16 protein-coding genes are annotated in these 18,224 nt (G+C 33.4%); 10 read left to right on the forward strand and 6 right to left on the reverse strand.

What is annotated here, in order from left to right:
- Positions 1-78 precede the first annotated feature (78 nt).
- From OZP08_RS17300 to OZP08_RS17325, 6 genes are all read left to right on the forward strand, one after another.
- Positions 79-1,083 (forward strand): hypothetical protein, encoded by a 1,005-nt coding sequence (locus tag OZP08_RS17300; RefSeq protein ID WP_281322445.1) that lies wholly within the window; start codon positions 79-81, stop codon positions 1,081-1,083.
- Between the two features lie 38 nt (positions 1,084-1,121).
- Positions 1,122-2,624: an OmpP1/FadL family transporter gene (locus OZP08_RS17305; RefSeq protein WP_268847338.1), complete on the forward strand. Its 1,503-nt coding sequence runs from the start codon at positions 1,122-1,124 to the stop codon at positions 2,622-2,624.
- A 408-nt stretch (positions 2,625-3,032) separates the two neighbouring features.
- Positions 3,033-4,346 (forward strand): 30S ribosomal protein S12 methylthiotransferase RimO, encoded by a 1,314-nt coding sequence (rimO, locus tag OZP08_RS17310; protein ID WP_268847339.1) that lies wholly within the window; start codon positions 3,033-3,035, stop codon positions 4,344-4,346.
- A gap of 26 nt (positions 4,347-4,372) precedes the next feature.
- A complete protein-coding gene (locus OZP08_RS17315; protein ID WP_281322446.1) occupies positions 4,373-4,855 on the forward strand; it encodes a hypothetical protein in 483 nt (160 codons plus the stop codon).
- Positions 4,856-4,894: 39 nt separating this feature from the next.
- Complete coding sequence (locus OZP08_RS17320; protein ID WP_268847341.1) at positions 4,895-5,800, forward strand: N-acetylmuramoyl-L-alanine amidase; 906 nt, start codon at positions 4,895-4,897, stop codon at positions 5,798-5,800.
- A gap of 367 nt (positions 5,801-6,167) precedes the next feature.
- The gene (locus OZP08_RS17325; RefSeq protein ID WP_281322447.1) at positions 6,168-7,310 is read left to right on the forward strand and encodes a DegT/DnrJ/EryC1/StrS family aminotransferase; all 1,143 of its coding nucleotides are present in this window, start codon (positions 6,168-6,170) and stop codon (positions 7,308-7,310) included.
- 107 nt (positions 7,311-7,417) lie between these two features.
- On the opposite strand, the gene OZP08_RS17330 is transcribed toward OZP08_RS17325, so the two are convergent.
- Positions 7,418-8,512, reverse strand: a complete 1,095-nt coding sequence (locus tag OZP08_RS17330; protein WP_268847342.1) for an outer membrane beta-barrel protein — start codon at positions 8,510-8,512, stop codon at positions 7,418-7,420.
- A gap of 607 nt (positions 8,513-9,119) precedes the next feature.
- On the opposite strand from OZP08_RS17330, the gene OZP08_RS17335 reads away from it, so the two are divergent.
- Entirely contained in the window at positions 9,120-9,599 is a 480-nt protein-coding gene (locus OZP08_RS17335; protein WP_281322448.1) for a hypothetical protein, read from the forward strand.
- Positions 9,600-9,757: 158 nt separating this feature from the next.
- Here OZP08_RS17335 and OZP08_RS17340 read toward each other — a convergent pair whose 3' ends face one another.
- Positions 9,758-11,110, reverse strand: coding sequence for an NAD-dependent succinate-semialdehyde dehydrogenase (locus OZP08_RS17340; protein WP_281322449.1), 1,353 nt, complete (start codon positions 11,108-11,110; stop codon positions 9,758-9,760).
- Positions 11,111-11,239: 129 nt separating this feature from the next.
- Positions 11,240-11,716 carry an Lrp/AsnC family transcriptional regulator gene (locus tag OZP08_RS17345; protein ID WP_268847344.1) on the reverse strand — a complete coding sequence of 159 codons (477 nt, stop codon included), beginning with the start codon at positions 11,714-11,716 and terminating at the stop codon, positions 11,240-11,242.
- Positions 11,717-12,020: 304 nt separating this feature from the next.
- Here OZP08_RS17345 and OZP08_RS17350 point away from each other — a divergent pair, with 304 nt between their 5' ends.
- The 3 genes from OZP08_RS17350 to OZP08_RS17360 all read left to right on the forward strand — a co-directional run bounded on the left by OZP08_RS17350 (position 12,021) and on the right by OZP08_RS17360 (position 15,471).
- Positions 12,021-13,478, forward strand: coding sequence for a CoA-acylating methylmalonate-semialdehyde dehydrogenase (locus OZP08_RS17350; RefSeq protein ID WP_268847345.1), 1,458 nt, complete (start codon positions 12,021-12,023; stop codon positions 13,476-13,478).
- A 181-nt stretch (positions 13,479-13,659) separates the two neighbouring features.
- On the forward strand, positions 13,660-14,109 hold the full coding sequence (locus OZP08_RS17355) for a GNAT family N-acetyltransferase (protein ID WP_268847346.1): 450 nt from the start codon (positions 13,660-13,662) through the stop codon (positions 14,107-14,109).
- Between the two features lie 27 nt (positions 14,110-14,136).
- Positions 14,137-15,471 (forward strand): aminotransferase class III-fold pyridoxal phosphate-dependent enzyme, encoded by a 1,335-nt coding sequence (locus OZP08_RS17360; RefSeq protein ID WP_268847347.1) that lies wholly within the window; start codon positions 14,137-14,139, stop codon positions 15,469-15,471.
- Positions 15,472-15,482: 11 nt separating this feature from the next.
- On the opposite strand, the gene OZP08_RS17365 is transcribed toward OZP08_RS17360, so the two are convergent.
- The 3 genes from OZP08_RS17365 to OZP08_RS17375 all read right to left on the reverse strand — a co-directional run bounded on the left by OZP08_RS17365 (position 15,483) and on the right by OZP08_RS17375 (position 18,111).
- Complete coding sequence (locus OZP08_RS17365; RefSeq protein WP_268847348.1) at positions 15,483-16,412, reverse strand: hypothetical protein; 930 nt, start codon at positions 16,410-16,412, stop codon at positions 15,483-15,485.
- A gap of 65 nt (positions 16,413-16,477) precedes the next feature.
- The gene (locus OZP08_RS17370; protein WP_268847349.1) at positions 16,478-17,437 is read right to left on the reverse strand and encodes an aldo/keto reductase; all 960 of its coding nucleotides are present in this window, start codon (positions 17,435-17,437) and stop codon (positions 16,478-16,480) included.
- Positions 17,438-17,679: 242 nt separating this feature from the next.
- The gene (locus OZP08_RS17375; RefSeq protein ID WP_268847350.1) at positions 17,680-18,111 is read right to left on the reverse strand and encodes a DUF1573 domain-containing protein; all 432 of its coding nucleotides are present in this window, start codon (positions 18,109-18,111) and stop codon (positions 17,680-17,682) included.
- Positions 18,112-18,224: the final 113 nt, after the last annotated feature.

Here is an 18,224-nt window from a genome sequence, read left to right on the forward strand (position 1 = left end):
GTTTATATATAATTTAACTAAATAATTACGCAAAACTAACTATTTTTGTATTGTCCAACAATAAAATAATCTACCGAAATGAAAACAAACGCAAATATCACCCAGAAAACATCACTTTATTTTTTAATTGGTTTTTTGAGTTTGCTGATAACCTCTTGTGGCTCTTACCAAAACAGTTCTTACTATGAGAACGATGGTATTTATGGCACAAACGGAGATAAAATTGTTACAAAAGGAACTCAAGCCAATTCAGCCTCTGTTCAGTACAAAGAATATTTTGGTTCTTTACAAAGTACTGACCAATCATCTGGAGAGATTTTTACAGACATCAACAATTACAACAACAATAAGAGTATTGCAAATGACAGTATTCAATCTCCAACTGCCGGTTATGCTGGTTGGGGAGGCGGATCACAACAAACAGTAGTTACAGTTTATCCTGACTCTTATTGGTCTGTTGGTTTTGGATTTGGATTTGGATACCCTTATTACGGTTACGGATATGGCTGGGGCTATCCATATTATGGTTGGGGCTACCCTTACTACGGCTGGGGTTACCCATATTATGGCTACGGCTACCCATATTACGGTTACGGATATCCTCATTATGGATATGGTTGTGGCTATGCTACCCCGTACGCATATAATTACAATTATAGTCGTAGAGGTTCTTCTTATGCTGGTACTTACAACAACACTACCTATGGCAGAAATTATAGTGCCAGAAATAGCACTTATAGTAGAAACAGCTATACTAATTCTAATTACACTAGAACATCACCTACATTCACTAATAGAAATAGCAACAACAATTACACTAACTCTAATTACAATAGAAATAGTGGCACATATACCAGAAGTTATTCTCAAGGACAATCCAGAGACAACTACAATCAATACAATAGAATGAACTCAGGTCAGAACTATCAACGATCTTCAAGCAACTATACACCAAGCAACAATACATACAGAAGTAGCGGCGGCGGTATGTCTAGTGGAGGTGGATATAGATCATCCGGAGGTGGTGGAATGTCAGGCGGAGGAGGAAGAATGTCCGGAGGTGGCGGAGGAGGAAGACGCTAATATTGTATTAAAGATTAACTAACCCAAAGCTCAACCAAATGAAAAAAAACTTATTGTTATTTGTAATCGGATTATCATTTAGCATGGCTCAATCCCAAGAAATTACGGACGCCATTCGATATAGTCAACCCGATTTACATGGAACTGCTCGCTTTACCTCTATGAGTGGTGCTTTTGGAGCGCTCGGTGGTGATTTATCTGCAATAAATGTAAATCCGGCAGGTTCTGCTGTTTTTACAAACAATCAATTTGCCTTTACAATGGGCAATTATGACACAAAAAACAATTCTAATTATTTTGGCACTACCACTTCGGCAAGTAAGAACACTTTTGATCTTAATCAAGCTGGAGGTGTTTTTGTTTTTAAAGACAGAAATCCAAATAGCGATTGGAAAAAATTTAGTATGGCTATCAATTATGAGAACACGAATAATTATGACAACTATTTATTCTCTGCCGGAAGAAGCCCAATCAATTCGGTTGCCAATTATTTTTTAAGTTACGCCAATGGAGTTCCATTAAGCTTATTACAGGATTCTAATTATGCCAGTCTAAACCACGGAGCGCAACAAGCTTTTCTTGGCTATCAAGGCTACATTATAAATCCCGTAACAGAAACTCCCAACAATTCACAATACACTTCTAATGTTCGCCCAGGCGGAAATTACTACCAAGAGAACAGTCTTTACTCTAATGGATATAACGGAAAACTGATTTTTAACGCTGGTCTTCAATACAGAGACAAAATTTATTTTGGGGTCAACTTAAACTCTCATTTTACAGATTATGTTCAAAGTACTAAATTCTATGAGTTAAACAACAACCCATTAGACTTGAGTTACAAAGTTAAAAGTTTGAATTTCTCAAACGATCTTCACACCTATGGTGCCGGTTTTTCATTTCAAATAGGTGCTATTGCAAAAATAACCAACGAGATACGCTTAGGTTTTGCTTACGAATCTCCAACATGGTATAATTTGAAGGATGAATTCTCCCAAAGATTATCTTCTACCAGTAGTAACACAGTAGAGACACTTCCTCCAGATGTAGTCGATCCTTTAGTAATTAATTATTACGCTCCCTATGATTTACGCACTCCAGGAAGTTTGACCGGAAGTATTGCTTATGTTTTTGGAAAATTCGGCTTAATAAGTCTTGATTACAAATACAAAGATTATAGCTGCACCCAATTTAGTCCAGAAAACGATCCTTATTTTAGAGGAATAAACAACGCTATGAAAAACTCTCTTGGCAGCAGTAATGAAGTAAGAGTTGGAGCCGAATATAAAATTCATAATTTCAGACTAAGAGGCGGATACCGTTTTGAAGGAAGCCCCTATAATGATTCTTCTACCGTAGGCGATTTAAATAGCTTTTCAGGTGGCTTAGGTTATAGTTTTGGAGCCATAAAACTTGATTTTGCTTACGCCTACGCCCACAGCAGCTCTCAACAACAATTCTTCACACAAGGATTTACTGAAAGCGCTCACATTGATACCTACAAAAACAATTTTACTATGACTTTGTTATTTGAAATGTAAAATATAAACATCTTTGCATCGAAAAACCACTTTTGATATGTTTCAAAAGTGGTTTTCGTTTTTTAGCATAAAAAAGAATTAAGTAAAACAGCTTTTGACTTCCATAAAAACAGAGCGATTTTAATCAACTAATCTCTAAAGCTTCATCCAAGTTATTTGATTCAATCTCTTCGTTATGAAAAACTAAACACCTAAATATAGCCCCGATGGTCGCGGCATCCTTTTCTTTTTCCTTTAAAAAAGAAAAGATACAGCAAACAGCGGGAGAAATGCCCTTGAACAATCCAAAAACTGTGCTCAAAAATCATTTTGCACAAACTAAGCAGTCATTTTGAAACAGAAACTGGCAGGGTTTGCCCAAAAAATTGTAATTTTGCAAAATTCCTAAATTATCCGGAATATAATACTATGAGAACGAAGTCTTTAAAAAAGAACAAAATCAATGTGATCACTCTAGGGTGTTCAAAAAATGTGTATGACAGTGAAGTGTTAATGGGGCAACTCCGTGCAAGCGGAAAAGAAGTTACCCATGAAGCCAAGGCTGAAGATGAGGGGAATATTATCGTGATTAATACTTGCGGATTTATTGATAATGCCAAAGCTGAATCAGTAAATATGATTTTGGAATATGCTGATAAAAAAGACAAAGGACTTGTAGACAAAGTTTTTGTTACAGGTTGTTTGTCTGAAAGATACAGACCGGATTTAGAAAAAGAAATCCCAAATGTGGATCAATACTTTGGAACTACCGAATTACCAGCTTTATTAAAAGCTTTAGGTGCTGATTATAAGCATGAATTATTAGGAGAACGTTTGACTACTACTCCAAAAAACTATGCTTATTTAAAAATTTCTGAAGGTTGCGACAGACCATGTAGTTTTTGTGCTATTCCGTTAATGAGAGGAAAAAATGTTTCTCAAACCATTGAAAAACTGGTTAAGGAAGCCGAAGGATTGGCTAAAGACGGAGTAAAAGAATTGATTTTGATTGCACAAGACTTAACTTATTATGGTCTTGATTTATATAAAAAACGTGCGTTAGGTGAATTACTGGAAGCTTTGGTAAAAGTAGAAGGTATTGAGTGGATTCGTTTACACTACGCTTTCCCTACCGGTTTCCCAATGGACGTTCTTGAAATAATGAAACGCGAACCTAAGATTTGTAATTATATTGATATTCCGTTGCAACACATATCGGATTCTATTTTAAAATCGATGCGTCGCGGAACTACTCAGGAAAAAACAACACAATTATTAAAAGACTTTAGAGCTGCAGTTCCTGGAATGGCTATTCGTACAACTTTGATTGTTGGGTATCCTGGAGAAACGGAGGAAGATTTTAATATTTTGAAAGATTTTGTTCAAGAAATGAAATTTGACCGAATGGGTTGTTTTGCTTATTCACATGAAGAAAACACACATGCTTATTTATTGGAAGATGATGTTCCAGACGATGTAAAACAAGCTCGTGCCAATGAAATAATGGAATTACAATCACAGATTTCATGGGATTTGAATCAGGAAAAAGTAGGACAAACTTTTAGATGCATCATTGACAGAAAAGAAGGCGGCCATTTTGTGGGTAGAACTGAATTTGACAGCCCAGATGTAGATAATGAAGTTTTAATAGACGCTACAAAACATTATGTAAAAACAGGTGAGTTTGTAATGATCAAAATTATTGAAGCTACTGAATTTGATTTATACGGAGAACCTGTTTAGATCTTAAATTTAATTTTTCACGATATATGATTTCAAAAACTTTTAAAACAGTACTTTTTGTGGCATTTTTATTTTTGTCCACAAACACTATTACCGCACAATACGGAAATGGGTATGGTGGGAACGGATATGGTGGAAATGGATACGGCGGGTATAGAAATAGTACTCCAAACCAGATGAGTCAATTGAGTCAAACTCCTACCCAATATACCCCAAAAGAAGTTCCAGCAGAAGTAACTGCTGCTAAGATTGTAGAATACTATAAAAAAGAGCTTAGTTTAGATGCGCTTCAAGAAGTGGTTATCACAAATATTTATACCAAATCGCTAAAAAAACAAGATGTTTTGATAAAAAAAGAAATAAGCGACGAGGATAAAACAAAGGAATTTAAAGTTCTTAGTGAAATGACCGACTTAGAAGTAATGGAGGTTCTAAACAAAGACCAAAAAGCTAAATACAAAATCTTGAGTGAAGACCGAAAAAATAAAATAGAATCTAGAAAACACTGATAAAAAACTTTTGAGGTTTTAAAAAATCCAGTTCTATATATGAAAACAAACTTTTACTATTTTATTTTTTTAGCTGTTATAGTTGCATCATGCTCCACTAATCCTTACAAGAAAAGTGAAAAGGTCTATGACACCCAAATGAATTCTTTAAAAGAAACCATTTCAAAAAAAGAAGCTGTACCCTTAACAAATGAACCTGCCGTAATTATTGATAGTATTGCTTATCGCTATAAAAATCAACTGCTGAATTATAAAGATACTCTTTCTAAAACCGATAGTAATATTTTACCAAACGGCATTGTATCAGAATGGGTTGGTACCGTAAATTTTAATTTAAGGAAACCTAATTTTATTATTATCCACCATACAGCCCAAGATTCGCTTCAAAAAACATTACGAACTTTTACCTCACTAAAGACAAAAGTAAGTGCTCATTATGTAATCTCAAGAGATGGTAAAGTAGTGCATATGCTCAATGATTATCTAAGAGCATGGCACGCAGGCAATAGTTCTTGGGGCAAAAACACAGATATTAACTCTTCTTCTTTAGGGATTGAATTAGACAATAATGGTTCCGAAGCATTTTCTGACACACAAATCAATAGTTTGTTGGCTCTTTTGACTAAATTAAAAAAAGACTACAACATTCCTACTCAAAACATTATTGGTCATTCAGACATTGCTCCTACTAGAAAAGTAGATCCAAGTGCATTATTTCCATGGAAACTTCTTGCTGCAAATGGTTTTGGTCTTTGGCCTGATGAGGAATTACCTTGCCCACCTGAGGATTTCAATGCAGAACAAGGCTTACAGGTAATTGGTTATAACACAAAAAACCTTTCGGCTGCCATTACTGCTTTCAAACTTCACTTCATTCAAACTGAAGTCAATAATGTTTTGGACGAAAAAACAATCAGTACCATATACTCGATTTACAAAAAATAAAATTTTCATTTAATCTATAAAAAGCTTTTTGATCAATTCAAAAAGCTTTTTTTTAATCTGAATCACATCTTTCTATCAATAGATCACTGCTAAAGAAAGGAAAAATTAAGAATAGCATCCTTTGCAAATCTATCTCTTTTTCATACTTTATTAAAAAAGATTATTTTTACATAGATTTAATCCATTATTAGTATTTATTAAACTGTTCCGCTTTTTATTAGACAAATGTTTCCTTAGAAATCTGGAATCCCTCAAGTCTTTCTAAATTAATTAATACAGTTTTATAATAAAGCTTAATGGTGTTCCTGATTTAAATTTAAATAACCAGCAGATAAAAAACCATTTCACTGAGTTTTATCCAAAGACAATGAACAAATCAAAAATATGGTTATCCTCTCCCCATATGGGAGGCACTGAACTCGAATACATACAAGATGCTTTCGACACAAACTGGATTGCCCCTATTGGAGCAAATATTACCGAATTTGAACATGACTTGGAAAAATATTTATCTCAAAATATTTATGTTACTGCATTAAACTCAGCAACTTCTGCCATTCATCTGGGTTTAATTCTCCTAAACGTAAAAAAAGACGATGTTGTCATTTGCCAATCACTAACATTCACTGCATCAGCAAATCCTATTCTTTATCTAGGAGCAACTCCCATTTTTATTGACAGCGAACCGGAAACCTGGAATCTTTGTCCCATTGCTTTAGAAGAAGCCATTCTAGACACTATTTCTAAAGGAAAAATACCAAAAGCAATAATTACTGTACACTTATACGGTGTTCCCTATAAAATTGACGAAATAAGAACCATTGCCGATAAATACAAAATCCCAATTTTGGAAGATAGTGCCGAGGCCTTGGGAAGTAGCTACAAAGGACAAAAATGTGGTACTTTTGGAGATGTTGGCGTTTTTTCATTCAATGGAAACAAAATCATAACCACTTCAGGAGGTGGAGCTATTGTCACCTCAAATTATCAATTAAAGAAAAAAGCGCAATTTCTGGCGTCACAATCAAAAGATGAAGCTCCTCATTATCAACACAGCGAATTAGGATACAACTATCAAATGAGTAATATTTGTGCTGGTATCGGACGAGGACAAATGAAAGTATTGAATCAACATATTGCTTTAAGAAGAGCGATGCATGATTTTTATGTTTCGCTTTTTGAAAATATTCCCGGAATCGCTGTTTTCTCTACAACAAATCCAGACAGCTTCTCTAATTATTGGTTGACATCTATTCTTGTAAATCCTGATGAAACCAAAAACGGAATCGATCGGGAAACCATACGATTGGCATTATTGGATTCTGATATAGAATGCAGACCTTTATGGAAACCCATGCACCTGCAACCACTTTATGAAAACTATCCATTTTATGGAAATAAAGTTGCCGAAACATTGTTTGAGAGAGGACTTAGTTTGCCTTCAGGCTCCAATCTGACTGACTCTGACAGAGATCGTATACAAACCATTTTATTAAAACTATTGTCCTAAATAAAATTTATATTCTTTAAAAAACAAATATTTTAAGGTATTTTAGAACAAAAAAGCTGTCAAAACCATTACGGATCCTGACAGCAAAAAAGTGATCACTCCTAAACTTAGAATGTATAAGTAACAGCCGCCAAAGCGTATTTATTTACTCCTTTTAATGCGCCATCTTTGTCTTCAAAAATATCATTTGAAGCAGAGTCTATTCTAAATTCAGGTATAATCGTTAAGTTCCCCAATTTATAATTCAAGGATAACGTATTACCAATTATAGAATAACCGGCTAGAACTCCAATTGAAGCAGCAGCCTCCTTAGAATTCATATACTCCAACCTATAGGCCAATAATAGAGCAGGATTGAATGTATAAGTAGGATATAAAACCAATGAAAACCATTTCCCATCTAAATTACTATCAACACTATTATTAGTAATAGCATATGTCCCATTGAAACCAATAGTAAATTTATCTCCTAATTTTTTGGACCCAACAAAATCAAACTGAGTTTTATCTTCATCCGAAGGTGCTATAACTTTACCATCTTCATCTCTTATAGGACTTCCGTTAGAAACACCAGAAGATACGTTAAGATAAACGCTTCCAGTTTCACCAGCATAAGCCATTTGCCCAATGAAGGTTTTTGCATTTGTACCTGTTTCCATAGTCGATTTAAAATCAGTAGGATTCGTAATTCCTGCCATAAAACTAAACTTCCCCAAAGTATATTGCCCTTTTATTCCAGTATTAAAAAATGGTCCGTAAGTAAAAGCATAAGACATACTGTAGTTCTTATTATCAACAGCGTCTAGCAACTCATAGCCAATATGAGTTCCAAATGTACCTGCAGTGACTTTAAAACTATCTGAAATATCATAAGCAAATATCAATTGTTTAATCATAAATGAATATTGATTATCATTATAAGTAAACTCTTTCGCTCTGCTTCCAAATCCTAAATCTACAAAAACCGAAGCTTTTTTCCATTTATGGGAACCTTCTAAAGAGACCATTCCTAATTCAAAAGAATTATCCGCATTAGTAAAACTAGTATACCCATTTGAGATTCCTGAAAAATCATATTTATAATATGCATCTGCAGACCCTCCAAATGTGGTTGCCGGACATGTTGTTGACACTTCTGATTCCTGTGCAAAAGCCATACTTGTTATTAGCATTAATCCTATAATTTTCACTCCTTTTTTCATGCGTAATTGGTTTTTAATTAGTAGTTAAATTACTCTTTATTAATTGGTTTTGGTTATTCATTGGAGTGAAATTATTAACTTTTCGTTCACATAAAAGTTTTTTTTGAATTTTTAGAGAAGAATTATCGATATCTAAATATCACCAAAAAATAATATGCATTTTCTTTTTTTCGATGCTTATTTTACAAATTCAATAATCAGTATTTTTTACAAATACCCCATTAAATTTTTACGCAAAAACCAAACTTGAAACAAAAAACACAAGAAAATCATCAATAAACAATACAGAATAAAAAAGCACCCATAAATAAAACAGGGGTATTTGTTTTAAATAAAAAATATAAAGAACAAGAAAAACACTTTTCCAGCACAGAACAATACACAAACACTATACTCCAAAAAGACATAAAACAGCTCAAAAACCTCATATACCGTCTTGTATCCATTTGTTAGTCCTGTCTTTTATAATTAAATTTGAGATATAGAAAACAGCCTATTTAAAAAGTTAGATTTATAAATAAAACTGCTTTTATAATTTTTTACAACTTTGTCTTTTTCAAATGTAAAAAGAGCGATACAACTGCAAAAACTTATAAATTATAAAAAAATGAAAAACATATTAACCCTAATAATTGCATTAGCTACTGTCCAAATTTTTGCGCAAACACATGAAATCATTAAGCATAATGGCGAAAAATTAGACATAAACTTTATAAAAATTGAAAACAATCTCATTTACTATTCACTACCCTCCAGTACTGAAGAGAAAAAAATAAGCAAATACGCAGTAGCTCAACTAAATGATAAATCAAAAAATAATTCACAGACTATATCTGAAAAAATCTATTTGACAAAGAAATCAGACTATAAAAAGGTGATTATACTAAAAGAATCAGAAACCGTTGGTCTAAAAAAGTCTAATGACCTGAGTAGTTTTTGGGGTAAAATAAAAGGTCAATCAAGAATAGCATTATTAGAAATGGGAGAAAAACGACTAAAAGAAAATGCTGCGCTAAAAGGCGAGCCATTTATAGTAATACTATCGAACAAGGCTGATGACTTAAGAGCAATCACTTTTACCTACTAAAAGTTACTAATCATTTTTGGATACAATATTTATCTTGCATCAAAAAGCTCACACAAAATAAAACTAAAAAAACAGTAGTAAATAAGCACTTACTACTGTTTTTTTTTAAAGTTCAAACTCTCGTTTTAAGTTAAATTTGATTCTTTATCAAAGCATCATTACTCAATGATTATGGACTTCATATTCATAAATTCCTTTATTCCTACCTCAGATAATTCTCTACCATAACCTGATTTCTTTATTCCACCAAAAGGAATTCGGGAATCTGATCGCACCAAAGAATTGACAAAAACATTGCCAGCTTCGATCTTTCTGGCCAATTTATATGCGTTCTCCCTATCCTCTGTCCATATTGACGAAGCCAAACCATATCTATGATTATTGGCAATAGCAATAGCATCATTTTCATCTTTAGCCCTAATAATTGTAGCCAGTGGACCGAAGGTTTCTTCTTGAAAAGCTATATTATTTGAATCCACAAAATCTATTAACGTAGGCTGAAAATTGCAATGATCTCGCTCCCCTCCTACTATCACTTTTGCACCTTGTTTCAAGGAACGTTCTAATTGAAAGCTTAACTTTTCAGCCAGATCAATTCGCGCCAATGGCCCCATATGAATTCCCTCTTGTAACGGATTTCCCTGTTGTAGCGCAGCTACTTTATTCATAAAAAGAGCTACAAACTCATCAGCTACTTTTTCGGTAACGATAAAACGCTTGGCACAAATACAAGCCTGACCAGCATTGAGCATTCTGGATTGTGTGGCTATTGTAACTGCTTTTTCTAAATCAGCATCATTCAAAACAATAAAAGCATCTGACCCTCCTAATTCTAAAACTGATTTTTTGATATGTTTACCTGCTAATGACGCAACTGATGAACCAGCCATTTCGCTACCCGTTATAGTAACTCCATGAACGATATCACTTGCTATCACACTTTCTACTTGTGGAATATCAATGGTTATTTGCTGAAAAACACCTTCTGGAAAACCAGCTTCCAAAAATGCATTTTCGATGGCTTTGGCACAACCAATTACATTGGGTGCGTGTTTTAAAAGTGTCACATTTCCAGCCATAATTGCTAGTGCGGCATAACGCAGCACTTGCCAAAAAGGATAATTCCAAGGCATAATAGCAAATACAGCTCCCATCGGATCGTAAACCGACATACTTTTAAAAGGTGTATCATACTGAACCTCTTTAAGCATTTTCTCTGCATGCTCTGCATAGAAATCACAATTCCCTGCTGATTTTTCTACTTCGGCAATTCCTTCTCGGAGAACTTTACCCATTTCATTAGTAATGAGCATTCCTAATTCATTTTTATTGACTCGCAGAATATTTGCCAACTTTTTCATTTTATCGGACCTCTCTTGAAAACTCGTCGTACGCCAGTTTTTAAAAGCAGATTCCGATAGTTGCAATTTCTGAGTCAATTGAGCGTTCGTTAATACTTCATGCTCAGCAATAACAGCTTGTGTAAATGGATTTATAGACTTAAATATCATTTTCCTTTAATTTTATATTCTCTTCCAACTTCATCTCAAAGATGATAGAAATACATCTAGAATTCCCTCGAGTTACAATAATCAATGTGATTAAGTATAATTAAACAACTGAATTTATCGCCGCTCGTTTTACTTACTTGACAATTTTGCCAACTCCAAATCTGGTTGTGAAATTTTATAAATCTTCATATACATATTTGTTTTAGTATCAAAAACACCTTCTAAAACATGTATTTTTTCTCCAATTAAATTATTCAAATGTTCCATATCCCGACACATTACATTCGCTTCAATATCAAAATCACCAGAAACCGATGCTAGAAAACTAACTTCAGGTAATTTTGACAATTCCTCAAAAATAGAATTCATGAACGTTTTAGGCTTGACCGAAATCAAAATACTGGCATACGCATTAAAACCAATTTTATTCGGATCAATTCTTCCAATAATTTTCAAAGTCCCATCCTCAACCAAATTGATATATCGATGCCTAATGGTACTTACAGCAACATTAATCTCTTTTGAAATTTCTGTAAATGACATTCTACCATCTTTTTGAAGCAATGTCAAAATTTGAAAATCTAATTCATCATCTAATACACTCATATATAGCAGCTTATTTTTGTAAAGATTACACAACAAATCAAATGTAATTAATTTATTTACAATAAAAAACAACTATTTTGTTTTATTTTTAAAAAGCAAACTTCTTTTTTGCAATTTATTCTACTCTTGTTTTTATTACAAAAGTTTATGTTTTATGAATCAACTCTCTTTAAAACTCTTGAGATTGCAAATAAATCAACAGACAATCCTTTATTTCACAAATCCTATAATGCTTTTATTACCAACAAAATACGTTATGCTTTTATATATTTTGTATTTTTAGAAAAACATAAAACCAAAAAAAATGCTATTTAACGAAGTAAAAAACTTTATAAACGGGGAATTCAAATCTGGAAGTTCAACAAAAACACATTCCGTTATCTCTCCGCTAGACGGCAAAGAATTAGCAACATTCAAAGAATCTACAATGGAAGATTTGAATGAAATTATAATAGCCGCGCAAAAAGCTCAAAAAGCTTGGCAAAAAATCACTCTAAAAGACAGAGTTCAAATCTTCTACAAATACAAACAATTATTAGAAAAAAACAGTGAAGAACTAACCGAAATCATTCATCTTGAAAACGGAAAAATTCTTAGCGAAGCTAAAGCCGAGGTTGACAAAGCCATAGAATTGACCGAATTTGCCTGTTCCTTGCCACAATTCATCAATGGCGAAAATATGGAGGTTAGCAAAGGTGTTTTTTGTTCCTCTACAAAAGTTCCTTTAGGAATTGTAGCCTCTATTGTACCTTTTAATTTTCCGATTATGGTACCGCATTGGACTATTGTAAACGCAATAGCTCTTGGAAATGCTTTTATTCTAAAACCTTCTGAAGCAGTACCAATAAGCAGTCAATATACAGCCAAACTCTTAAAAGAAGCTGGACTTCCTGACGGATTATTCAGCATTATAAATGGCACACAAACTACGGTAGAAAACATTTGTGACCATCCGGAAATTCAGGCAATCACTTTCGTAGGCTCTACCAAAGTAGCCAAAATTGTGTACCAAAGAGCCAGCAATAACCTAAAGCAAGTACTGGCACTTGGAGGTGCAAAAAATCATATCCTATTATTACCTGATGCCCATCCTGAAATGGCATCCTCTAATATTGCTGCCTCAATGAGTGGCTGTGCAGGACAAAGATGTATGGCTGCATCGACCTTAATAGCCGTAGGAAATTGTGACGCTACACTAAATAGATTGATAACTGATGCCCAAAAAATTCAATGCGGAACTACGTTAGGTTCCGTTATTTCTAAAGCTGCCAAAGACAGAATTGAATCCTATATTACTGAAGCCGAACAACAAGGCGCCAAAATTATTTTAGACGGCCGTAACACTATTGTTCCCGGAAAAGAAAATGGGTATTATGTTGGTCCTACTCTAATTGACTATGCTACAGCCGATATGAAAATTGCTAAAGAAGAAATTTTTGGCCCCGTTCTAACCATTGTTCGTGTAAACACTATTGATGAAGCATTGGCAATAGAAAACGCTAATCCGTACGGAAATGCTTGTTCTGTCTTTACGCAAAGCGGTGGTTTGGCTAATTACGTTACCGAACATGCCTCGGCAGGAATGTGTGGTGTAAACATTGGTGTTCCAGTTCCTAGAGAGCCTTTCGGCTTTGGAGGATGGAATCAATCCCATTTTGGCTCTGGCGATATTACAGGAAAAAGCGCTATCAACTTTTTTACCAAAGAAAAGAAAACCACTACCAAATGGAATCCAGAAGCGAGAATCAACTGGATGAGTTAATGATTCTAATTTTAAAATATTTATCTTAAAAACATCATGGCTATTTATATAAATTAAAAAATAAGTTCTCATTGATGTCTTGTAAGAATTTTTATTTTAATATTTAGTCCAAAAGCCAATCTGAATAGTTATAGATTTTTTTTGTAACTTTAGACAACTAACCATTAAAAACCAACTGATTATGATACGTAAAGCCACTATAAAGGACTTAGATCAATTGACTAATTTATTTGATCAATATGTAGTTTTTTATATGAAACCATCCAATTATGAAAAACACAAAGAATATCTAAAGGAAAGAATAGAAAATAATGAAGCTACTATTTTCATCGCTTGCGACGAAGCCAATGCTGATAAAATAGTTGGCTTTGCACTTATTTACGTTACTTTTTCTTCGTTGGCTCTCAATAGAATTTTGATTTTAAATGATCTTTTTGTTGATGACTCCGTTCGAAAAAACGGAATTGGCGAAAAACTAATTCAAAAAACAGTTGAGTTCGCGAAAGAATTAGGTTCTAATATCATACGATTACGAACCGCAAAAAACAATACTGCCGCCCAAGGTTTATACAACAAAATGGGCTTTGTAAGAGAAGACTACCTCTATAGTTACGACCTTACCGTTAACTAATTACTAACTACAACTGATTAGATAAAAATGTTAAGCAAAGAACAAATCATAAGTGACAGCAAAGAATTCAGTTTATTTTCATGGTCCGCACAAGCCAATATAAACCCCATAGCGATAGAAAAAGCCAAAGGGGTTTATTTATATGACTACGATGGTAACAAGATAATCGATTTTTCGTCAGGATTAATGTCTGTAAATATTGGGCATGGCGATCAAAGAGTTACCGCAGCAGTGGTTGAACAAATGCAAAAAGTAAGTTATGTAACACCAACCTGCACCACCGAAATAAGAGCCAAACTGTCCAAAAAATTGTCTGAAATATGCCCTGGTGATTTGAATAAAGCTTTCTTTACATTATGCGGCACCTCATCTGTAGATAATGCCATAAAACTGGCAAGATTATATACTGGGAGACATAAAATCATTGGGAGATACAGAGCTTTTCATGGAGGCTCCATAGGCGGAATGTCTGTAGGTGGAGATCCACGAAAACTAGCCAATGATACTCAACAAATGCCCAACGCGGTACTTTTAGATGACCCCTACTATTTCTTTGGAATGAAAGGGCTAGATGAGGCTACAAAATTGAGTTTAAGCTTAGAATATGTAGAAAGAATAATCCATTTTGAAGGAAAGACAAATATTGCAGCATTCATTTTTGAAGGCGAAAGCGGTTCTTCGGGCTGTTTGCATTATCCAAAAGGATATCTAAAAGGAATAAAGGCTCTTTGCGAAAAATATGATATCCTTTTTATTGCAGATGAAGTAATGAGCGGATTTGGAAGAACCGGAAAATGGTTCGGATTTGAAAACCATGATATTATTCCCGATATGATTTGTATGGCCAAAGGATTAACATCATCTTATCTCCCTTTGGGCTGTTTGATGGTTTCCGATAAAATAGCCGCAAAATTCGACAATACTCCAATGATGATCGGACTTACTTACAATGCCCACCCAGTAGCTTTGGCAGCAGCATTAGCAGTAATAAACATTTATGAAAGTGATAATTTAATAGCAAACACTCAAAAAATGGGTGCTTATCTAGAGTCACAAATAGAAGCAATGCGCGCAAAGCATCCAAGTATGGGTGCTTTTAGGAACACTGGTCTGTTGGGATGTCTTGATGTTTTAAAAAATAAAACTACTGGCGAGCTAATTGCTCCCTATAACGCCAGTGGTGAAGACCTAAAGATAACAAACCTTATTGCGGCCAAATTGAGAGCTTTGGGATTATATACTTTTGTACGTTGGGGCTACATTTTTATAGCTCCTCCATTATGCATTACTGAGTCTGAGATAGACGAAGGTTTGGCTATTATTTCTGAAGCTCTGAAAATAGCTGATGAACATTTAGTATAGAAAAAACACTCCTACCAATTCGCTAAATTATTTTTAAAATTATTTTCTATTGCAATTTTTTCAAAGTCATCATTTTCAACTTTCAGTTTACTTCTAAAATAAAAATTGATAAAATCAGATTTAGATAACTTAATTATATCTTCAAAATTTACAACAGAATCTGTAATAGCTATTTTGTTTAAATTATTTAGTTTAAAAATTGCTTGAATATCCTTTAACTTTTTATTAGTTAACAATTGTACTTTAGTCACTTTGTTACTGAGTTCTGGAAATTTTTCTATGCTTGTATTGTTTATTATTATATTTTCTAAATGCATTAAATTAGATAGAAAAGAAAAATCTATGATTTTTTTGCAGTTAACAAGTTCAATATTAACGATGTTTGGGAATTTTTCAATTAATAAATTTTCGCTAATTAACTCTTTAGAAATTTTTAGATGTTTCAAATTTATATTTGCTTCAACTTTTGATAAGTCTAATTTTTCTATTGCCAATTTTTCAAGATTAAAATTCTCGAGTAATTTATATTTTTTACCATCACTTAAAGCTTCAATTTCAAATATTTTGATATTGCTGAATTTACTAATTACTTCAACATCTATATTTTTATTGTAATATCCAGATAGTTTAAAACTTACTAAATCAGTAATATTTTGCACATTTTTAATTTCTTCCAACTCTTTTGAAGAGTTGGATAAAATCACTAAATTACTGATATTACTTAAATAATTTAGAACATCTAAGTTCCTTATTAAAACATCTGTGCTTGCTTTATTTGAATCACAAACTAATACTAATTTTATTTCTTTTCCTGAAATATATTTATTTGCCTCTATTAATACCTGCTCTTGACAACCTTTTTCAATCGCAATAATTTTATCTTCTAAAATTTGATTTAACTTAGTTTTTAAATCATTTACTCCAATATTATCTATATTCATATTATTTATTATTTGCACCTTTTTATAGGCTTAAATTGTGACCCCATTAGAATCACTCCATTTTTTTATGCTTTTAAAATTCGTTCGATTTTCTCTAGTTCATCATTAGAAAACGATAGATTCTCCAAAGAATCAATATTATTATGCAATTGAGAAACAGAACTAGCTCCAATCAATACCGAAGTGACTCTACTGTCTTTTAGCAACCAAGCCAGAGCCATTTGTGCCAACGATTGATTTCTATCTTGGGCAATAGTATTTAGCTCAATACTTTTTTGAATTCTCAGTTCGGTAACCTCATCGGTTTTTAAATGTCCATTAGGATTTGAAGCTCTAGAATTTTCGGGTATTCCTTTTAAGTATTTGTCGGTTAAAAGTCCTTGTGCCAAAGGAGAAAAGGCTATGCAACCTACTCCCTTTTCTTCAAGAACGTCTAGCAATCCTTCTTCTGGTTGTCGAACAAACATCGAATATTTCACTTGATGAATCAAACAAGGTGTTCCCAATCGCTTCAAAATTTCGGTAGCTTCTCTGGTTTGTTCCGCATTGTAATTGGAAATCCCAGCATACAGTGCTTTTCCGCTTCGAACGGCATGATCTAATGCCATCATTGTTTCTTCCATTGGTGTTTCCGGGTCTGGACGATGCGAATAAAAAATATCTACATATTCCAAGTCCATTCGTTTTAAGCTTTGATCCAAACTCGACAATAAATACTTGCGGGAACCCCAGTCTCCATAAGGACCATTCCACATAGTATATCCAGCTTTGGTCGAAATTACGATTTCATCTCGAAGATTTCCCTGAAAATTATTTTTAATAATTTTTCCAAAATTAGTCTCTGCAGAACCCGGTACTGGCCCATAATTATTAGCTAAATCAAAATGAGTTATTCCTTTATCAAAAGCTGCTTTGGCAATATTTTCGGCATTTTCGAAAGAATCAACCGACCCAAAATTATGCCATAATCCTAAAGAAACTTGCGGTAATAACAATCCGCTTTTTCCACATCTGTTGTATTTCATTGTTCAAATTTTACAGTATTAAATCAATTAATTACTCCATACCTTTTAAGAATACAAAATGCTTTTTTTAGCAAATTCGTATTCAATACTAAAACTATTAAATGGTCATGATTCCAAAAATACAAATTTAAACAGAAAATGGCTATATTATTAATTATATCCTTTTGTAACTTTTTAAAAAGGTTATATAAACAAGAAACCACCTGAAGAGGTGGTTTCTTGTACATTTTTACAATTTAAAATTAACTTTTTGTACCAGTAGATGCCGCAACAACAGTTCCTTTTATAGTCAAAATTTTAGGAGTTGTATCATCATTAGTCGTTACGGATACTGTTTTGGTAAACGCTCCAGCATTAACAGCATTATATGTCGCTGTAACGGTACCTGTTTTCCCTGGAGCTATTGGAGTTTTTGTATAACTTGTAGCCGTACATCCGCAAGAACCTTGAACGTTTGTAACCAGAATAGCAGTTTTTCCTGTATTTTTAAATTCAAAAACTATAGGCTTGGGAGTATTTTGAGGAATATTGCCCACATCTATACTTTCACTTTTCCATACAATTGAAGAAGTTGTACTTACCTCTTTTTTCACTAGCGCATTTATTGGAGCGATAGCAGAAAATGACATTAATCCTAAACTTAATGCCAACATTGAAATTCTTATAATTTTCATAACTCGATTTTTTTTAATCTGCCCGAATTGTCAGGTTATTTCAGATTTTGGTTAATAGTTTGTTTTAATTAATCAATTCAAAATTAGATTAGAAAAACTCACCCCCTTGTTAA

Source organism: Flavobacterium aestivum (assembly GCF_026870175.2).
GTDB classification, from domain to species: domain Bacteria; phylum Bacteroidota; class Bacteroidia; order Flavobacteriales; family Flavobacteriaceae; genus Flavobacterium; species Flavobacterium aestivum.

Coding starts and splice junctions, on each gene's coding strand:
- OZP08_RS17300 (WP_281322445.1), top strand. CDS start 79: ATGAAAACAAACGCAAATATCACCCAGAAAACATCACTTTATTTTTTA.
- OZP08_RS17305 (WP_268847338.1), top strand. CDS start 1,122: ATGAAAAAAAACTTATTGTTATTTGTAATCGGATTATCATTTAGCATG.
- rimO (WP_268847339.1), top strand. CDS start 3,033: ATGAGAACGAAGTCTTTAAAAAAGAACAAAATCAATGTGATCACTCTA.
- OZP08_RS17315 (WP_281322446.1), top strand. CDS start 4,373: ATGATTTCAAAAACTTTTAAAACAGTACTTTTTGTGGCATTTTTATTT.
- OZP08_RS17320 (WP_268847341.1), top strand. CDS start 4,895: ATGAAAACAAACTTTTACTATTTTATTTTTTTAGCTGTTATAGTTGCA.
- OZP08_RS17325 (WP_281322447.1), top strand. CDS start 6,168: ATGAACAAATCAAAAATATGGTTATCCTCTCCCCATATGGGAGGCACT.
- OZP08_RS17330 (WP_268847342.1), bottom strand. CDS start 8,512: ATGAAAAAAGGAGTGAAAATTATAGGATTAATGCTAATAACAAGTATG.
- OZP08_RS17335 (WP_281322448.1), top strand. CDS start 9,120: ATGAAAAACATATTAACCCTAATAATTGCATTAGCTACTGTCCAAATT.
- OZP08_RS17340 (WP_281322449.1), bottom strand. CDS start 11,110: ATGATATTTAAGTCTATAAATCCATTTACACAAGCTGTTATTGCTGAG.
- OZP08_RS17345 (WP_268847344.1), bottom strand. CDS start 11,716: ATGAGTGTATTAGATGATGAATTAGATTTTCAAATTTTGACATTGCTT.
- OZP08_RS17350 (WP_268847345.1), top strand. CDS start 12,021: ATGCTATTTAACGAAGTAAAAAACTTTATAAACGGGGAATTCAAATCT.
- OZP08_RS17355 (WP_268847346.1), top strand. CDS start 13,660: ATGATACGTAAAGCCACTATAAAGGACTTAGATCAATTGACTAATTTA.
- OZP08_RS17360 (WP_268847347.1), top strand. CDS start 14,137: ATGTTAAGCAAAGAACAAATCATAAGTGACAGCAAAGAATTCAGTTTA.
- OZP08_RS17365 (WP_268847348.1), bottom strand. CDS start 16,412: ATGAATATAGATAATATTGGAGTAAATGATTTAAAAACTAAGTTAAAT.
- OZP08_RS17370 (WP_268847349.1), bottom strand. CDS start 17,437: ATGAAATACAACAGATGTGGAAAAAGCGGATTGTTATTACCGCAAGTT.
- OZP08_RS17375 (WP_268847350.1), bottom strand. CDS start 18,111: ATGAAAATTATAAGAATTTCAATGTTGGCATTAAGTTTAGGATTAATG.